The organism is uncultured Corynebacterium sp., assembly GCF_945649885.1.
Taxonomy (GTDB): domain Bacteria; phylum Actinomycetota; class Actinomycetes; order Mycobacteriales; family Mycobacteriaceae; genus Corynebacterium.
This window is the reverse complement of record NZ_CALZFS010000012.1, coordinates 1-17,279: the sequence shown is the minus strand read 5'-3', so window position 1 is coordinate 17,279 and position 17,279 is coordinate 1. Positions and strand designations below refer to the sequence as shown.

The 17,279-nt window shown below is 56.8% G+C and carries 16 protein-coding genes and 1 pseudogene; 8 read left to right on the top strand and 9 right to left on the bottom strand.

What is annotated here, in order from left to right:
• Positions 1-162 precede the first annotated feature (162 nt).
• Positions 163-765 carry a sigma-70 family RNA polymerase sigma factor gene (locus Q0M74_RS02540; protein ID WP_293951477.1) on the top strand — a complete coding sequence of 201 codons (603 nt, stop codon included), beginning with the start codon at positions 163-165 and terminating at the stop codon, positions 763-765.
• A 74-nt stretch (positions 766-839) separates the two neighbouring features.
• On the opposite strand, the pseudogene Q0M74_RS02535 reads toward Q0M74_RS02540, so the two are convergent.
• Positions 840-1,344, bottom strand: a pseudogene (locus Q0M74_RS02535) (IS1380 family transposase); the annotation flags it as partial.
• Between the two features lie 403 nt (positions 1,345-1,747).
• On the opposite strand from Q0M74_RS02535, the gene trxB reads away from it, so the two are divergent.
• From trxB to Q0M74_RS02520, 3 genes are all read left to right on the top strand, one after another.
• A complete protein-coding gene (gene trxB, locus Q0M74_RS02530) occupies positions 1,748-2,689 on the top strand; it encodes a thioredoxin-disulfide reductase (protein WP_293951476.1) in 942 nt (313 codons plus the stop codon).
• A 268-nt stretch (positions 2,690-2,957) separates the two neighbouring features.
• A complete protein-coding gene (gene trxA, locus Q0M74_RS02525; RefSeq protein WP_293951475.1) occupies positions 2,958-3,281 on the top strand; it encodes a thioredoxin in 324 nt (107 codons plus the stop codon).
• Between the two features lie 103 nt (positions 3,282-3,384).
• A complete protein-coding gene (locus Q0M74_RS02520) occupies positions 3,385-4,572 on the top strand; it encodes an N-acetylmuramoyl-L-alanine amidase (RefSeq protein WP_293951474.1) in 1,188 nt (395 codons plus the stop codon).
• 183 nt (positions 4,573-4,755) lie between these two features.
• Here Q0M74_RS02520 and Q0M74_RS02515 read toward each other — a convergent pair whose 3' ends face one another.
• From Q0M74_RS02515 to rpmH, 8 genes are all read right to left on the bottom strand, one after another.
• Complete coding sequence (locus Q0M74_RS02515; RefSeq protein WP_293951473.1) at positions 4,756-5,424, bottom strand: hypothetical protein; 669 nt, start codon at positions 5,422-5,424, stop codon at positions 4,756-4,758.
• Positions 5,425-5,443: 19 nt separating this feature from the next.
• Positions 5,444-6,619, bottom strand: a complete 1,176-nt coding sequence (locus Q0M74_RS02510; RefSeq protein ID WP_293951472.1) for a ParB/RepB/Spo0J family partition protein — start codon at positions 6,617-6,619, stop codon at positions 5,444-5,446.
• Between the two features lie 55 nt (positions 6,620-6,674).
• Positions 6,675-7,607: a ParA family protein gene (locus Q0M74_RS02505; protein ID WP_293951471.1), complete on the bottom strand. Its 933-nt coding sequence runs from the start codon at positions 7,605-7,607 to the stop codon at positions 6,675-6,677.
• A gap of 114 nt (positions 7,608-7,721) precedes the next feature.
• Complete coding sequence (rsmG, locus tag Q0M74_RS02500; protein ID WP_293951470.1) at positions 7,722-8,351, bottom strand: 16S rRNA (guanine(527)-N(7))-methyltransferase RsmG; 630 nt, start codon at positions 8,349-8,351, stop codon at positions 7,722-7,724.
• Positions 8,352-8,473: 122 nt separating this feature from the next.
• Positions 8,474-9,424, bottom strand: a complete 951-nt coding sequence (gene yidC, locus Q0M74_RS02495) for a membrane protein insertase YidC (RefSeq protein ID WP_293951469.1) — start codon at positions 9,422-9,424, stop codon at positions 8,474-8,476.
• Positions 9,425-9,507: 83 nt separating this feature from the next.
• Entirely contained in the window at positions 9,508-9,807 is a 300-nt protein-coding gene (gene yidD, locus Q0M74_RS02490; RefSeq protein ID WP_293951468.1) for a membrane protein insertion efficiency factor YidD, read from the bottom strand.
• A complete protein-coding gene (rnpA, locus tag Q0M74_RS02485; RefSeq protein ID WP_293951467.1) occupies positions 9,788-10,189 on the bottom strand; it encodes a ribonuclease P protein component in 402 nt (133 codons plus the stop codon). Before rnpA ends, yidD begins: the two co-directional genes overlap by 20 nt.
• 29 nt (positions 10,190-10,218) lie before the next feature.
• Positions 10,219-10,362 carry a 50S ribosomal protein L34 gene (gene rpmH / locus Q0M74_RS02480; protein WP_293951466.1) on the bottom strand — a complete coding sequence of 48 codons (144 nt, stop codon included), beginning with the start codon at positions 10,360-10,362 and terminating at the stop codon, positions 10,219-10,221.
• Positions 10,363-11,237: 875 nt separating this feature from the next.
• Between rpmH and dnaA the strand changes: the two genes are divergently transcribed.
• From dnaA to Q0M74_RS02460, 4 genes are all read left to right on the top strand, one after another.
• Complete coding sequence (gene dnaA / locus Q0M74_RS02475; protein WP_293951465.1) at positions 11,238-13,016, top strand: chromosomal replication initiator protein DnaA; 1,779 nt, start codon at positions 11,238-11,240, stop codon at positions 13,014-13,016.
• A gap of 930 nt (positions 13,017-13,946) precedes the next feature.
• Positions 13,947-15,131: a DNA polymerase III subunit beta gene (dnaN, locus tag Q0M74_RS02470; RefSeq protein ID WP_293951464.1), complete on the top strand. Its 1,185-nt coding sequence runs from the start codon at positions 13,947-13,949 to the stop codon at positions 15,129-15,131.
• A gap of 165 nt (positions 15,132-15,296) precedes the next feature.
• Complete coding sequence (gene recF / locus Q0M74_RS02465) at positions 15,297-16,481, top strand: DNA replication/repair protein RecF (protein WP_293951463.1); 1,185 nt, start codon at positions 15,297-15,299, stop codon at positions 16,479-16,481.
• A complete protein-coding gene (locus tag Q0M74_RS02460) occupies positions 16,478-17,041 on the top strand; it encodes a DciA family protein (protein ID WP_293951461.1) in 564 nt (187 codons plus the stop codon). The genes recF and Q0M74_RS02460 overlap by 4 nt, the downstream gene beginning before the upstream one ends.
• Positions 17,042-17,279: the final 238 nt, after the last annotated feature.

The following is a 17,279-nucleotide window of genomic DNA, read 5'->3' as shown; positions in this document are numbered from 1 at the left end:
CAACTCCAGTGGTCGCCCCGACCCGGCACATCATCACCGGTAGCACAGATACTAATCGCTACTGCTGAAGAAAACGGAACACCGGGGAGTGTGCCACCAGGAGCCAGGGGGAAAAGCATGTCCGTGCTGCCAGAACAACAAATCACCACCAGTGGGGGAGCCATGAGAAAAACCATCAGGCGCCCCACACAGCCAGACCCAGAAACAGAACCTAGCGACGCCCAACTGGTGGCCACCTACGTCGCCGGCGACCACACCGCCTTCACCACCATCGTCACCCGCCACGAAAGACACATGAAATGGGCAGCCCGAAAATACGGCCGCAACGAAGACGACGTCCACGACATCCTCCAAGACGCACTGCTCAAAGCCAGCAGAAACATGCACCTCTACCGTGCCGAAGCAGCACTCTCCACCTGGCTCCACAAACTCGTCCTCAACAGCGGCTTCGACTGGGCCAGACACCGCTCCCGCAGAGAACTGGCCATCCTCGACGACACCCACACCACACCCGCCGAAGACCCACGCCTAGCCGTAGACCCACTCAGCTACCTCGATGTCGCACTCACCATCCGCCAGGCCATGGACCAACTCCACACCGACCAGAGAAACGCCCTCCTCCTGGTCGACCTCGGCGGATACTGCATCGACGACGTCGCCCACTACGAGGGAGTCAAACCCGGCACCATCAAATCGCGCCGGGCACGCGCCAAGGCACAGCTGCGCACCCTCCTGCAGGCCGACTTCTTCGCCGGAACAGAATAAAAACCGGGGAGGGAGATTAAACCCAATGCACCGATCGTCTTTCGGTGATGAGGTGCTTGCCATAGCAGGCGTGCCTGGAGTTGTTGGGCGACGACCACCGGGGCGGAATTCTTCGGGGGGACAGTCGCCAGCAGGGCGTTGAGTCCCCGGATGCCGGAGCAACCGAAGCCTACGCCTTGCTTCTGGGGGCCGTGGACTTCGATGATGGTGTCGTCGACATCGACGAAGACATACCCGTCATGTTCCCTGCTGCTGGCGGCAGCCGGGGCGGGTATCAGGGCCGGGGCGTGGGTAGCCAGGCCGGTGAGGGACCGGGAGGCGACGGTGCCGAGTTGGCGGATGTGGCCGAAGGTGAACGACCAGAGGAAGGAACCCAGGGTTGAGGGTGCGTAGATCCGGTCGAACAATGTGCCCATGCCGCCGTGGCGTATCTGGTTCATGTCGTCGATGGATTCGGCACCGGCAACCATGCCTGCGGCGTCGGTCAGGCGCATGACCGGGGAGCAGACCGGCGGTCGACACGAGGTTGAGGTCATCGAATAACACGGGCAGGGATTGTGACGTGTGAGATACCTGCACCTGCGAGACGCCTTTCCGGGCAGGGGAATCAGACTCTAGACAAGCTTGACTCTCCCAGTTCAGAAGGGCATTTTTCTTATTCCCACGCCGCTAACCCCACATCACATCAGTGAATCCCGGCTAAACAACCATCTCTCCTACCAGAGGACAGGACGGTGGAGGGGAATTCCCGCACCTTATTCAGCGTTGATGTGAAGTAGTGAACACCCCTCTCCACCTGTGAGATTGGAACATCCCGGAACCTTTGACAGGGCCCGGTCCGTTGAATCAGATGGAGTCACCAAATAGGGTGGCACGGCCAAGCCACCTAGAATCCTAAGGTGACGTGTGATGGCAGGACCACCACACACCTGGCAGGTCAACTGCCGGGGCACATAACGCTCTTAGAGGAAACAGGAAGTCAATGTCTGAAGAACAGTCCCAGATCCACGATGTTGCCATCATCGGTTCCGGCCCAGCCGGCTACACCGCAGCTGTCTATGCCGCGCGTGCAGACCTCAGCCCGATCATGTTCGAAGGCTATGAGTACGGCGGCTCCCTCATGACCACCACCGACGTGGAGAACTTCCCCGGTTTTGAACAGGGCATCCTCGGCCCTGAGCTCATGGAAAACATGCGCGGCCAGGCTGAGCGTTTCGGCACCCAGATGCACATGGAACTGGTGGACCGTGTGGACCTCACCGGTGACATCAAGAAGATCTGGGTGGGCGAGGACGAGTACCAGGCCCGCGCCGTCATCCTGGCTACCGGTTCCGCACCCCGTTACCTCGGCATCCCCGGTGAGCAGGAGCTGCTCGGCCGTGGCGTTTCCTCCTGTGCCACCTGCGATGGTTTCTTCTTCCGTGATCAGGACATCGCCGTCATCGGTGGTGGAGACTCCGCTATGGAGGAAGCCACCTTCCTGACCAAGTTCGCCCGTTCAGTCACCATCGTGCACCGTCGTGAAGAATTCCGTGCCAGCGCCATCATGCTTGAGCGTGCACAGAAAAACGACAAGATCCACTTTGTCACCAACAAGACCGTGGAGCAGGTTGTCGACGCCGGGGGCAAGGTCAGCGGGCTGAAGCTCAAGGACACCATCACCGGTGACGTCTCCGACCTTGAAGTCAGCGCCATGTTCGTGGCCATCGGCCATGATCCACGTTCCGAGATGCTCCAGGGCCAGGTGGCACTGGATGAATCCAACTACGTTCTGGTCGAGCACCCCTCCACCCGCACCAATGTCGCCGGTGTCTTCGCCGCGGGCGATCTGGTGGACAGCCACTACCAGCAGGCCATCACCGCAGCCGGTTCCGGTTGTCGTGCGGCCATCGACGCCGAGAACTACCTCGCTGATCTCGGCTAAAGTAGTACTTCCACCTGCCCATTTAGCTGCCGGGCAAAATGTGGCCGTCTTGTGGCCATTTCGTTGCCCGTGTTGTCTACCATAAATCAATCCGGTCATTAGCCTTGTGGAAAGCATGTTTTCTCCATGCGCCCACCACCGGTTGTATGTGGCAGCACCCCTTTGTCCATATGATCTTCCGGTAACTGAAACATCGTGGGGGAGCTGTACATCCAGTTCCCCTCATCTCCACAGTCACCGCCGATGAGAGAACCTTTAAGGAACAACCATGAGCAATGTAGTTGCAGTCACCGAGCAGACCTTCAAGTCCACGGTCATCGACTCTGATAAACCTGTCATCGTCGATTTCTGGGCAGAGTGGTGTGGCCCATGTAAGAAGCTGAGCCCCATCATCGAGGAGATCGCCGGAGAGTACGGCGACAAGGCTGTCGTTGCCAGCGTGGATGTTGATGCAGAACGTACCTTGGGTGCTATGTTCCAGATCATGTCCATCCCTGCCGTCCTGATCTTCAAAAATGGGCAAAAGGTTGATGAATTTGTGGGACTCCGTCCGAAGGCGGACATCGTGGCAAAGCTGGAAGAGCACCTATAGCTGCTAATCTATCCACATCCATTTTGAAAAACATTCAAAAAATCAGATACATGATAATCCCAGTACACAAGGGGTTTTTGTTTTGAACAGGGAAGGGAGCAGGGTGTCAGACGTCTTGAGGGTTGGCGATCGCAGCCCCCGTGTCGCCGAGGTGCGCAATACACTCGCACGCCTTGGTGTGATTGCAGGCTATAACCGGGAGATGTCAGCTTTGACAGAATCCCAGAAGTTCCATGAGGAAGAAACCTACTTCGATGAGGAACTGAGCTCAAGCCTCAAGGCGTTCCAGCAGGATCGTGGAATCATCCCCTCCGGCATCATCGATCAGCTCACCCTGCGTGTTCTCCGCGAGGCGTCCTACACACTCGGTGCCCGCGTCCTGGTCTTCCAGCCAGGCAACCAGCTTGTCGGCGATGATGTCGTGGAGGTTCAGACACACCTGCAGGAACTGGGCTTCTACACCGAACGCATCGACGGCCACTTCGGTGAGAACACGCATGCCGCGGTGAAGAACTACCAGCTCAACTATGGTCTCCAGGATGATGGCATCTGTGGTCCGGATACCATCCGCGCCCTGTCCAGGTTGGGTCTGCGTATCAAGGGTGGTTCCGCCCAGGCCATCCACGAACGTGAACGTGTCCGCAGCGCGGGCCCGCGCCTCACTGGAAAACGTGTGGTCATCGACCCGGCACTGGGTGGCGCCAACAAGGGACGCACCGTCAAGGGCCCCTTCGGTGACATCACCGAAGAGGAGATCCTCTGGGATCTGGCCACCCGTTTGGAAGGCCGCATGATCGCCGCGGGTATGGAGACGATCCTGTCCCGCCCACACATGGATGACCCATCCGTGTCTGATCGTGCTTCCATCGCCAACGCCTTCGGTGCTGACCTCACCCTGAGTCTGCAGTGCGATTCCTACCCGAATGAGAAGGGCAACGGTGTTGCCACCTTCTACTTCGGTTCTGAATCCGCCACCAGCTCCCTGGCCGGGGAAACCCTGTCCTCCTATATTCAGAAGGAGATCGTGGCACGCACCCCGCTGAACAACTGCGGCAGCCACGCACGTACCTGGGAGATGCTGCGTCTGACCCGGATGCCCACCGTGGAGATCGTCACCGGTTACCTCACCAACCCGGGTGACCTGGCTGTGCTGACCGATCCAACGATGCGGGACCGCATCGCGGAAGCCATCGTGGTGGCCGTCAAGCGTCTCTACCTCCTGGATGAAGCCGAACAGCCCAAGACCGGTACCTTCAAGTTCAGTGAGTTGCTGAAGTCTGAAGCTGAATAGGTTCTCACACCCAGAACCACACAACAGGGGTGTGCAGATCAGGAAGATGATCTGTGCACCTCTGTTCTGTTTCCCTCCAGACGGTAAAGGATAAAGCTTATCCTTGGATATCCCCAGCCTTAGCGCGGGAGCCTGCGACCACGATTAACGGGTCAGAACGCCATGAGAAGCCCCACAGGGCTTCTAATGTGCCTCGACACTGGCCAGGAGTAGTTGAGCCTCCATGGCGGTCATCAGGGGATCCTGGGGTGGCATCTCCATGCGCAGGCGGGGCAGGACCGGATGGTCGGCCACAATTTCAAAGCCAGCAGATTCCAGAACGGCGACTTCCATCAGGCCGATCTTGTTCCTCTGTGCCACCAGGCCACGCACCATGGGGTCCAATTCCACGGAACCGGTGATCTTGGAGTCGCGTAAGCCAAAGGCTTCCACGGCGGGGACCTCGAGTTTGATGAGGTCGACGAGGGCGGCGTCGAGAAGCACCGCTTCCATCCCCATGCCCCGGAAAACCTCGTCGATGAACAGGCTGGTGATTACCGAGGCGTCCTGTGACACCGGTGCGGTGGGCAGGACGGCAGCGCCCGGGGCGGAGGTGCGTGGGCAGTAGATCACGCTGGCGATCGCCGGTGTGGACGGTGTGGGTGCCTCATTGAGGTAACCGATGGAATACCCGCAGGTCTGCTGCTCAAACAGGGTGGTGGAGAGCCAGGCTTCCTTCTCAAAGTCGGGGAAACCGGATTCCTCCACGCGTGCGGCAGCTTCGGCTTCAAGCTCCCAGAACACCGACTTCCTGGCCTGCGGGTGAAGCAGGAACAGGTTGTCGTGGGTGATGGGGAACAATGAGGCCTGCATGCCGGTGTGTCCTCGTGGGTCAGTGATCCTGTTGGCCCTGGATCAGGCCCAGGATGCGTTCAAAATCATCCTTGTCGCCGAATTCCACCACCAGGCGCCCCTTGCGCTTGCCCATCATCACCGACACCTTGGTGTCGAGGTTGTCTGCCAGGGATTCCGCCGCACGGGTGAACACCTCAGGGGTCGGTTCCTTCTCACGTGGGGGCTTCTTCTCAGCATCCTCACCACGGTTCTGCAGCAGCACCACCTCTTCCGTAGCACGGACCGACAGGCCTTCTGCGATGATGCGGGTGGCCAGAGCGTCCTGAGCATCCTCACCGGCACGCAGACCGAGGATCGCGCGGGCATGACCAGCGGACAGCACACCAGCTGCCACCTTGGACTGCACATTCAACGGCAGGTTGAGCAGACGGATCATGTTGGTGATCACCGGACGGGAACGGCCCAGCTTATCCGCCAGCTGCGCCTGGGTGACACCGAATTCCTCCAGCAGCTGCTGGTAGGCGGCCGCTTCTTCCAGTGGGTTGAGCTGTACCCTGTGGATGTTTTCCAGGAGGGCATCGCGCAGCATCTCGGAATCATCGGTCTCACGCACAATCGCGGGGATGAATTCCAGGCCGGCACGCTTGGAGGCACGCCAACGGCGCTCACCCATGATGAGTTCAAAACCATCACCGGAACGACGCACCACGATCGGCTGCATGAGGCCGAACTCACGGATGGAATGCACCAGCTCATCGAGAGCCTCGGTATCAAAAACTGACCGCGGCTGCTGCGGATTAGGAACGATCTGGTGGATCGGGACTTCCTGGTAGGAGGCACCAAAGTTGCTTGCCGACGCCACCTCCGTCTCCTGTGCAGCTGGCTGGGCCGGGGAGGGAGTTGGGGTTGGGCCCGGCTTCGGGGTGTCTGCCCCAGGGGCAGGCTTCTTCGACGTTGGGGCAGCAGGCCTGCTCATGCCGGTGAAGGGTGCTCCCAAACCTGCGTAGGAACCAGGTGTGGTGCCAGGGGAGGACTCTGGACGGCGACGGGAACGCTCGCCGGCGACACCACCGAGGATGATGTCGGCCGCGCCACCTCCAAGCCCCGGTGAATCGGTGTTCGGGCCGGATGGGATAAGTGCGGCCAGACCGCGCCCCAGACCGCCCTTACGCTTCTCCGTCTGGGACTTGTCGGAACCCTTGTTCTGGGACATCGTTTAAGACGCACCTTTCATACAGCACAACACAAAGTTAAGTATCTAAAGAAGTTTACTGCTTATCGGCAGGTTTTACGCCCACAGGACCAGAATCTTCCGAAGGAAGGAAATCCCCACGGTTGGCCAGCTCCTTGGCCGCATCAAGATAGGCCATCGCCCCGCGGGAACCGGGATCATAATTGATCACGGTCTGCCCATAGCCGGGTGCCTCGGACACCTTGACCGAACGCGGGATCTTATTGCGCAGCACCACATCACCAAAGTGATCCAGGACCTCAGTGGCCACCTGCTCAGCCAGGTTGGTGCGGGCATCGTACATGGTCAGCAGAATCGCTGAGATGTGCAGTTCACGGTTGAGGTGCTGGCGCAACATGGTGATGTTGTTCAGCAGCTGACCGACGCCCTCAAGTGCGTAGTACTCACACTGGATCGGAATGAGCACCTCGGTGACAGCGGTCATCGCATTGATGGTGAGCAGACCCAGGGATGGTGGGCAATCAATGAGGACATAATCAAAATCATGTGACTTGATAAAATCAAGCCCCAGCGCATCCGCCAGGCGGTATTCCCGACGCACCAGGCTGACCAGCTCAATCTCCGCCCCGGCAAGATCCAGGGTGGCGGGGATACAGAAAAGGTTCTCATTGGCCGTGGTGGGCTGCATGGCCTCATCCGCGGTGCACTCGCCGATGAGCAGCTCATAGGACGACAGTGTTCCGGAACGGTGCTCCACACCCAGTGCGGTGGAGGCATTACCCTGCGGATCCAGGTCCACCACCAGCACCTTGAGCCCATGAATGGACAGAGAGGCCGCCAGGTTGACGGTACTGGTGGTTTTACCCACGCCGCCCTTCTGGTTGGCAATGGTGATCAGCCTGGGTTGCGGTGGCTTGGGCAGGCTAAGGGAATTGGGGGTCATCACCTGCGCAGCTCGGCGTGCAGCCTGGGCAATAGGTGTATCTTCCCAAAAAGTATTGTCATCCATCGACGTCTACCATCCCTTTATCTCTCCGTGGCATCACATCCACATTAGTGCGTCAGGCCATGTTCGTTCCACCACAGCTGGCCTAACTGTGGATGGGGTCAGAAAACCCCTTGCTTATCGTTCCCGACTGATCGAAATCAAGGTGGTCGGTTCGTCGAGAAGCTTCTCCCCGACGGTGTACACCTTGATGTTTCCGCCACCTGCGCGGCGGATGTCCTTATCGTCGCGTTCGATCTCCTCCGTGACGCTGGAGCCCTTCATGGCAATCATCCTGCCACCGATCTTGGCCAACGGAAGGGACCAACCGGCCAGGCGCCCCAGTGGGGCCACCGCACGGGAGGTGACCACATCCACATGGCCGACCTGCTTGCGCACAGCCTTCTCTTCAGCGCGTCCCCGGATGACCGTGACATTGTCCAGGCCTAGCAGCTCAACAACCTCACCCAGGTACACCGAACGCTTCAGCAGCGGTTCGATGAGGGTGATCTTCAGGTCAGGACGGGCAAGTGCCAGCGGGATACCCGGCAGGCCCGCACCCGATCCGATATCCGCCACGGAAATATCCTTGTCCATCGCCTCACCGATGACAGCACAGTTGAGGATGTGACGATCCCACAGACGGGGGATCTCACGGGGTCCGATGAATCCACGGATGGACCCATCGGTGGCCAGGGACTCATGATAGGCAATGGCTTTGTCGAGGTTGTCCCCGAAAAGTTCAGCGGCTGCTGGTGGCGTGGTCACTGGAAAAACTCCTTGATATGGACTGTGTGGATGGTCATGGCAGATGTATCACTGACAACTATAACGACAACAGCCACCAACCCATGATTGGGCGGTGGCTGTTGTCATTATATGGAAGGAGCTTATTTCTTACGCTTCTTCTGATTGACCGGCTTGGCACCGGGCTTTGGAGCAGTGGAACGCTTTGCAGCCTTCTTCACTTCCTCCTCGGCAGCTTCCTCAGCATCCATCTTCGCGAAGATATAACGCTGCTGGAAGAAGGTCCACACGTTGTTGGACATCATGTAGATGAGCAGACCGATGGTCCAGATGAAACCGGTGAACAAAATGGTGGCCGGCATGAACCAGAGCATCATCTTGTTCATCATCTGCATCTGCATGGCCATCTGGTCATTACCAGGTGCAGCCTGCTTACCACTACGCTTACGCTCTTCCTGACGGTTAACCGACAGACGGGCGTTCATGTGGGTGGCCACAACGATGATGAGAATCATCGGTGCTGCAACCAGCGCGATGTTCAGACGGGAGACATCAGCGGCAAACGCTGCGAAAGCCTCCTCAGGCATGGTGATGAAGGCAGACAGCGGAGCTCCGAAGAGATCTGCAGCCAGGAAGGACTGCACATGCTCCACATCGAAGATGTAGTTCGGAGTGTTGCGGTTTTCCTCGATGCTCATTCCCAGCTGGCCGACACCATCACCGGTGCGGTTGAAGGAACGCAATACGTGGAACAGACCGATGAACACCGGAATCTGAACCAGCATCGGGAGACAACCCGCGATGGGATTAACTCCTACCTCCTTCTGGAGCTTGCGAGATTCCTCCATCATCTTCTGCTGGTCGTTTTTATACTTGGCGCGAATTTCCTGCATCCGCGGAGCCATGTCCTGCATCTTGCGCTGTGAACGCATGGTGTTGACCATGGGCTTGACCAAAACAGTACGAATAGTGAAGGTCAGGAACATGATCGACAGGGCCCACGTGATTCCGGAATCAGGGCTCAGTACGAAACTGAACACCTGGTGCCAGAACCACAGGATGGCCGAGATCGGCCAATAAATGAAGTTGAGCACTGTGAGTCGAAACTCCTCGATTGTTAATAAGACGTATGTACTTTTTAGGGCACTTTCACGTCATATGCTTAAGCCGAAAATAACTACTTGACTGTCTCAGTGGACCAGAAACCCGGGTGGGGAACCGGATCATAACCACCGGGATGCCAGGGCCCACACTTGGACAACCTGGCAGAGGCCAGAACAGTTCCCTTTGCAGCCCCATGAACCGATACCGCCTTCAGCGCATAGGTGCTGCAGACAGGATCAAAGCGACATGTCGATGCCATCTTAAGGCCAGACAAATACTTTTGGTAGAAACGAACCGCACCTGCCAGCACCTTCGCTGCAGGCCCTTTCGGTGGAGGGATGACCTGGGGATCATCACTTATCGGTTCGTACACGACCAGCCTTCTTCAGTCCATGGCGGATATCACGTTCCAGATCCTGCGATGACGCCTCACCCGATCCCGGCAATGCCCGGATCACCACATGGTGAGTGGGGGAGAGGAGCTCCGGAGAATCTGCTGCAATGGTGGCGCACACATGACGAAGCCGTCGGGAGGTGCGGTGACGAATCACAGCATTCCCGACGGCCTTGGAAACGATAAGGCCGAACCGTGGACCACCGGAAGAGGCAACTACGCCTTGTTTCCCGGTGCCATCCAACGATTCGGCACTATCCCACAGATGTACAACTACAGTTTTGCTTCCCGAGCGTCGGCCTTTCTTCATCGTGGTGCGAAATTGCACAGATGAATTCAGTTTATTCTGCGGGGGAAGCAACGTTGTGACACCTAAATTTGGTGACGCTACTACGCGGTCAGCTTCGCGCGACCCTTGCGACGACGAGCCGCAACAATTGCACGGCCGGCGCGGGTACGCATACGAAGACGGAAGCCGTGAACACGTGCACGACGACGGTTGTTCGGCTGGAACGTCCGCTTGCCCTTAGTCACGTTAAACACTCCTAATATTTTTGTTGTCGGGTCACCGGACACACCGGTACGACGGACATCCCTTGCGAGCACAGCCGTAACAGCGGATTCGCAACAGCCCGATTATTCCGGGGAACGATCACCCAACAGTTTGGATGATTCGAATTGAGGTGTGGCTCCTGGTGTGGAACCACTCGCCGCACTTCATCTGAAAGTGCAGCTCTCAAAAGCACATTCGTTATGTCTTGGAGATCAGGATCAATAACCGAGATCATACGATGCGACAGACTAGACCAGCTTAGGCAAAGTCGACCTCTAAAAACAAATCGATACTCCACGCAAATCACGGGGGCCCCCATAATTACAAAGGTGGCATTAACCACTGGTGGGAGGGTGTATTGCCCGCCCAAACGCCTTTCCCAGGGCACTTCCTGCCCAAGTCCGGAAACCAGCCGGGAAAAACAATCCACAGGGGTTGGACACAGGGATTGACCTGCGGGTAACAATGAATTCAACACAGAGATTCAACACCCTGTGAAAGCTTCCACCTGTGGATAACTTTCAAATCTTGAACACCAAGCCAGCTTCCGGGAGGCGAAAGTGCAGGTAGAAACCTTTTCTAGGCGATGCATTATTTCCACAGGTTGTGCGCTATCCTGTGGATAAGTGATTTTTGGGAAAGTTGTCCACAGCTGTGGACAACATTGTGGAGACAATGGTTAGAAGCCATTTCAAGGTGTGGAACAAGCTGTAGAAATACCAAGAAGTGCACAGTGGACAACATTTGAATAATTGTCATTTCCCCGCCATCTCGTCCACATATGAAATTAACCTTTTCGCACCCCGCGAAAAGACATAAAAATTAGTCGTTTCGACAAAAGGAGATCCTCAAAATAGTGAGCCAGAACTCATCTTCCTTGCTCGAAACCTGGCGTCAGGTCGTCGAAGACCTCAATAGTTTGAGCCAGCAACCCGACAGTGGTATACCAGCACTGACCCCAACCCAACGTGCCTACCTCAACCTGGCCAAACCAATCGCCCTGGTTGATGGGTACGCAGTGCTCTCCACTCCGCATGCCCTGGCCAAAAATGCCATTGAACATGACCTGGGTGAATCTCTGACCAAGGTGCTGTCCATGCGTATGGGCAGGTCATTCAGCCTTGCAGTCAGCGTTGAGCCGTCAAAAGAACCCGAGGATCCCCACGCGCCACCTGCGCCAAAGCAGCAGGAGATCAACTACCCACATGGTGGACAGCATCAGGGGCAGAACCAGGCTCAAGGTTCCGGGCAGCGTGGTGCTCAGGGTGCTGGCCAGCAGTTTGGGCAACATCAAGGCCAACAGCTCGGCCAGCATGCAGGACAGAACTCCGGGCATCACCCGGGACAGCATCCTGCTCAGCAGCAGGTTCAGCCCCAGATGCCAGCACAGCAGTCCAGAAACAGTGCCCCCGGGCAATTCATCGTGGGGGAGAACACCCAGCAGCAGTCCCAGCAGAGCCCAAGTGGTTGGCAATCAACGCACAGTGAACCAGCCTTTGATCAGGGGTTTGATCCCAACCCGGCCCCGGTGGAACCACCCCAGCAGCCGGCACATCCACAGCGCATTCCGCGTGAAACTCCTGCTCACAACCCCAATAGGGAAGTATCACTCAACCCGAAGTACACCTTCGAGAGTTTTGTGATCGGGCCCTTCAACCGTTTCGCCAACGCGGCTGCGGTGGCGGTGGCCGAAAGCCCTGCCAAGGCCTTCAACCCACTGTTTATCTCTGGTGGCTCCGGCCTGGGCAAAACACACCTGCTGCATGCAGTGGGAAATTATGCGCAGGAGCTACAGCCTGGCCTGCGGATCAAGTATGTCTCGAGTGAGGAATTCACCAACGACTACATCAACTCCGTGCGAGACGACCGCCAGGAGTCCTTCAAGCGCAGGTACCGCAACCTGGACATCCTCATGGTGGATGACATCCAGTTCCTGGCAGGTAAGGAAGGAACCCAGGAGGAGTTCTTCCATACCTTCAATGCACTCCACCAGGCGGAAAAGCAGATCATCCTGTCCTCTGACCGTCCGCCACGTCAGCTGACCACGTTGGAAGATCGTCTGCGGACCCGTTTTGAGGGCGGTCTGATCACCGATATCCAGCCACCTGATCTGGAAACCCGGATCGCCATTTTGATGAAGAAAGCCCAGGCAGACGGCACGCAGGTGGACCGTGAAGTCCTGGAACTTATTGCCAGCAGGTTTGAATCATCCATCCGTGAACTGGAAGGCGCCCTGATCCGTGTTTCCGCATACTCCTCGTTGATCAATCAGCCGATCGATAAGGAAATGGCGATCGTCGCACTGCGCGACATCCTCCCAGAGCCTGAGGACATGGAGATCACAGCACCTGTGATCATGGAAGTGGCTGCGGAATACTTCGAGATCTCCGTGGACACCCTGCGTGGAGCAGGTAAAACCCGTGCAGTGGCTCATGCCCGCCAGCTGGCGATGTACCTGTGCCGTGAGCTGACCGATATGTCACTGCCCAAGATCGGTGATGTCTTTGGCGGTAAGGACCACACTACTGTGATGTATGCCGACAGGAAGATCCGGCAGGAAATGACCGAAAAGCGCGATACCTACGATGAAATCCAGCAGCTGACCCAGCTGATCAAGTCCAGGGGTCGAAACTAGAACTACATTTCCAGTGCTTTTCAGGGGGACGGATCCCAGAACGGCACACTGAGAATGACAAAAGATGGCTCACCTTTAAAAAGGTGGGCCATTTTTGTGTTTCCACAGTTTCAGGGGAGTTCCACGAGGTGTGGAAGTGGTGCTGCAGTTAGTGAGAAGACCGGATTTTTGTCATTTGATGGCGTTTTCCTGCAGCTCTGGCCACTGAAGCAGCAGGTCAGAGGAGTGCGAGATCCCCAAGATGGCCAAAAGGGTGAAATGACAAGAAAACAGCCTCGGTAAAGAGAGTGAAAAGCTGAAAAACTATCCACAACCCTATGCACAGCTGTGTAATTACAGATTTGTAATTTGGTGAATTCGGTCACTTTGGAACATGGGTCCAGTCGATTTCAGGCCTGTGCACAACTACCCGAAAACTGTGTATAAGCTGGGGATACATTTCACCCTTCTGGGGATAGAATCCACCTCCCGGAAGTTATCCACAGGCTGGTTGAGTTATCCACAGGCTATCCACAAGCTGCTTCACATGGCAGATTTTCACAGCTACCTTGGTCGATGATGCTTCATCCACAGAGTGCACAGGACCTACTGTTACTACCATTCTTCTTACTAGAACTTAACTAAGAGAAAGAGGGGTTGGGGAGAAACGTTGGTGAATGACAAAAATCATCGATCGGAGCTCAGCTCCAAACGGGCAAAGATTGAAATTACAAATTCCCGAACTGTGCTGGGCACAGGTACGTTAGGGATGTGCAATTCCAACAACCGCTACGTCGGTGCTGACAGGAACAACAACTTTGTCCCTGCTGGCACTTCTCCCGGAGCAACACCCGGATTCAGCCATCTGATTCCGGGATAATCCCTGGTCATGCCATGGAAACGTTGGAATGATATTTAGTCAACGAACTTTTCAAGGAGCTTTAAGTCAGCATGGAGCCACAAAACGTGTCATTCCGTGTGGCCAGGGAGGATCTGGTCACGTCCGTGGGCTGGGTTGCTCGAAACCTGCCCACCAAGCCAACCCAGCCGGTGTTGCGAGCCATGCTGATCACAGCTGATGATGAAGGCTTGGAACTGGCAGGTTACGACTACGAGGTGTCCACCCGGGTCCGTGTTTCCGCAGAGGTTGCTGTTCCTGGTCGTATTGCTGTTGCCGGCAAGATGCTCTCGGAAATCATCGGCACCCTGCCGAACAAGCCGGTTGACTTCCGTCTCGACGGATCCAAGGTCCAGGTTTCCTGTGGCACCACCAGCTTCGAGCTGCCTTCCATCCCACTGGATGATTACCCAACGCTTCCGACCCTTCCGGAATCCACCGGAACCATCGATCCGAAGCTCTTCACAGAAGCTGTCACCCAAGTTGCTTCCGCTGCAGGTAGAGACGATTCTCTGCCCATGCTCACCGGTGTCAACATGGAGATCAACGGCAACCAGATCAGCCTTGCCGCCACGGACCGTTTCCGTCTGGCACTGCGTACCTTCGAATGGGAACCAACCTCCACCGGAATCGACGCCAAGCTGCTGATTCCCGCGAAGACCCTCCTGGAAAATGCTCGCACCTTGGACACCAGCCTCAACGATCCCATCGAGATTGCTGTTGGTACCGGTGAACAGGTCGGCCGTGAAGGACTTTTTGGTATTCACACCGATAACCGCGAAAGCACCACCCGCATGTTGGATGCGGACTTCCCGAATATTCAGCCGCTGCTGCCCAAGGAACACACTGCGATTGCCTCGGTGGAGATCTCAGCTCTCCTGGATGCTGTTCGTCGTGTGTCCCTGGTTGCTGACCGAAATGCCCAGATCATCATGGAATTCTCTGAAGGCCAGGTCATCCTGTCCGCCGGCGGTTCCGATGCTGGTCATGCCCAGGAAATCCTCCCGTGTGCTTTCACCGGTAAGGATCTGCGCATCGCCTTCAACCCGGGCTACCTGAAGGATGGACTTTCTGTTCTTCCCACCTCCCGTGCAGTGTTCGGATTCACCGAACCTTCCCGTCCAGCCATCATGGTCCCGGAGCCGGAAGAATTCCCAGAGGCAGATGAACGCGGTATCTTCCAGACTCCGGACACCTACTTCACCTACCTGCTGATGCCAGTCCGACTTCCGGGCTAAAACAGCATTAAACCCCCAGTTTGACCAGCGGTTTCTTGTAGAGAAAACCGTGCCTGAAAAGGTATCGCGCCCCCTTGTGGTGGGACACCATTTCCCCTTTCACAAGGGGGCGCGGTGCTATACCAAAACCCCACATTGAGAGTATGAAAAGGGAGGGTCGCCGCCATGTACATCCGTTCCTTGGAATTACGTGACTACCGGTCCTGGCCTGAACTCAATCTAGAGCTGGAACCTGGAATTACAGTTTTCGTGGGCCGTAATGGTTTCGGGAAGACCAATATCGTGGAAGCCATCGGCTACCTGGCACATCTGTCCTCGCACCGGGTGTCCACGGATGCGCCGCTGGTGCGGGCAAATGCGGCAAATGCCAGGATTTCCGCTGTCGCGGTGAACCAGCGTCGTGAGCTGGCAGCTCATTTGTTGATCAAACCCCATGCCGCGAACCAGGGGCAGATCAATCGCACCCGCGTGAAATCCCCGCGGGAGCTGCTCGGAGTGATCAAAACCGTGTTGTTTGCCCCGGAAGATCTTGCCCTGGTGCGGGGTGAACCGGCTGAGCGCAGGCGTTATCTCGATGACATCCTGGCGACCCGGAAACCGCGCATGGCCGGGGTGAAGGCTGATTATGACAAGGTGCTCAAGCAGCGCAATGCCCTGTTGAAAACTGCCACCATGGCGCTGCGTCGTGGGTATGGAAATGATGAGGGGGCTGCGGCTTTGACCACCCTGGATGCCTGGGATGGTCAGCTGGCACGACTGGGAGCAGAAGTCATGGCTGCCCGGTTTGCACTGGTTCAAGAGTTGGGTGAGCAAATCCATGAGGCTTATCAGACCATTGCCCCGGAATCCCGCCCGGCAGCAGCGAACTACAAAACGACCATCGATAACGGTCTTGCCCACTTCGAGGAGTTTGATACCGGCATCATCGAAGCCACCCTGCTCACTGAGCTGGCAGCCAAACGCCAGCGCGAGATCGAACGGGGCCTGAGTCTGGTGGGTCCGCACCGCGATGATCTTGATCTCTACCTGGGTGGGCAGCCGGCCAAGGGCTTTGCCAGTCATGGTGAGACCTGGTCTTTTGCACTGTCGATGCGCATTGCGGAATTCCAACTTTTACGTTCTGATGGCACTGATCCGGTGCTCATCCTGGATGATGTCTTCTCTGAACTTGATGCTGGCCGGCGCGAAAAACTTGTCAGTATCGCGCAGGAAGCTGAGCAGGTGCTCATCACCGCAGCTGTCAATGATGATCTCCCCGAGAATTTGAAGGCCGCCATCATCGCACGTCACACGGTCACCGTTCAGGACACCGATGCTGGCAGAATCTCACTTCTGGATGCTGAATCATGAGCGATGAGATTGATCCGATCGCCCAGGCTTTTGAGCGGGTGCGTAATGAGGCACGTCGTCGCAACGGCCGGGTGCCTGACCTCAACGCTAAAGATGCTTTTCGACGCTCGACCCCGCGCACTTCGGCGTCGCGTGGTGCTTCGGGCTCGGCAAAGTACAAAAAAGGCCGACCCACCGGCCTCGACGGCCGTTATAAACCGTATGTGCGTTCGGCTGAACCCCTGGGATCCATCCTTAATAAGGAAATCCAATCCCGGGGGTGGGGAAAAGATATCGCTGCTGGTTGGGTCACTTCCCACTGGGAGGAACTGGTGGGGCCGAAGATCGCTCAACACGCTCGTGTGGAGATGATCAAGGATAAAAAGCTGTTCATCACCTGTGATTCCACTGCCTGGGCCACCAATCTCCGCATGATGCAGAGACAGATTCTGCAGGTCATCGCCGAAAAGGTGGGTCCAAATACGATTTCTGAGTTACGCATCTTCGGACCGAAGGCACCAAGCTGGCGCAAGGGACCGCTGCATGTCAAGGGCAGGGGACCGCGGGACACCTACGGATAATTTTTTAGGCCACACCCTCAAAAACAGGCTTATTTTGCCGTTTCCCGCATTGCGCCTGCTACTGCGTAGGGGGATAAGGGTGTAATATGAAAAGGTCTGTATCGGAAAAGTAGCGAGGAGTGTTCGTTAAAAGTGGCAAACACTGAACACAATTATGACGCTTCATCGATCACCATCCTTGAAGGTCTCGAGGCCGTCCGCAAGCGCCCCGGCATGTACATCGGTTCCACCGGCCCGC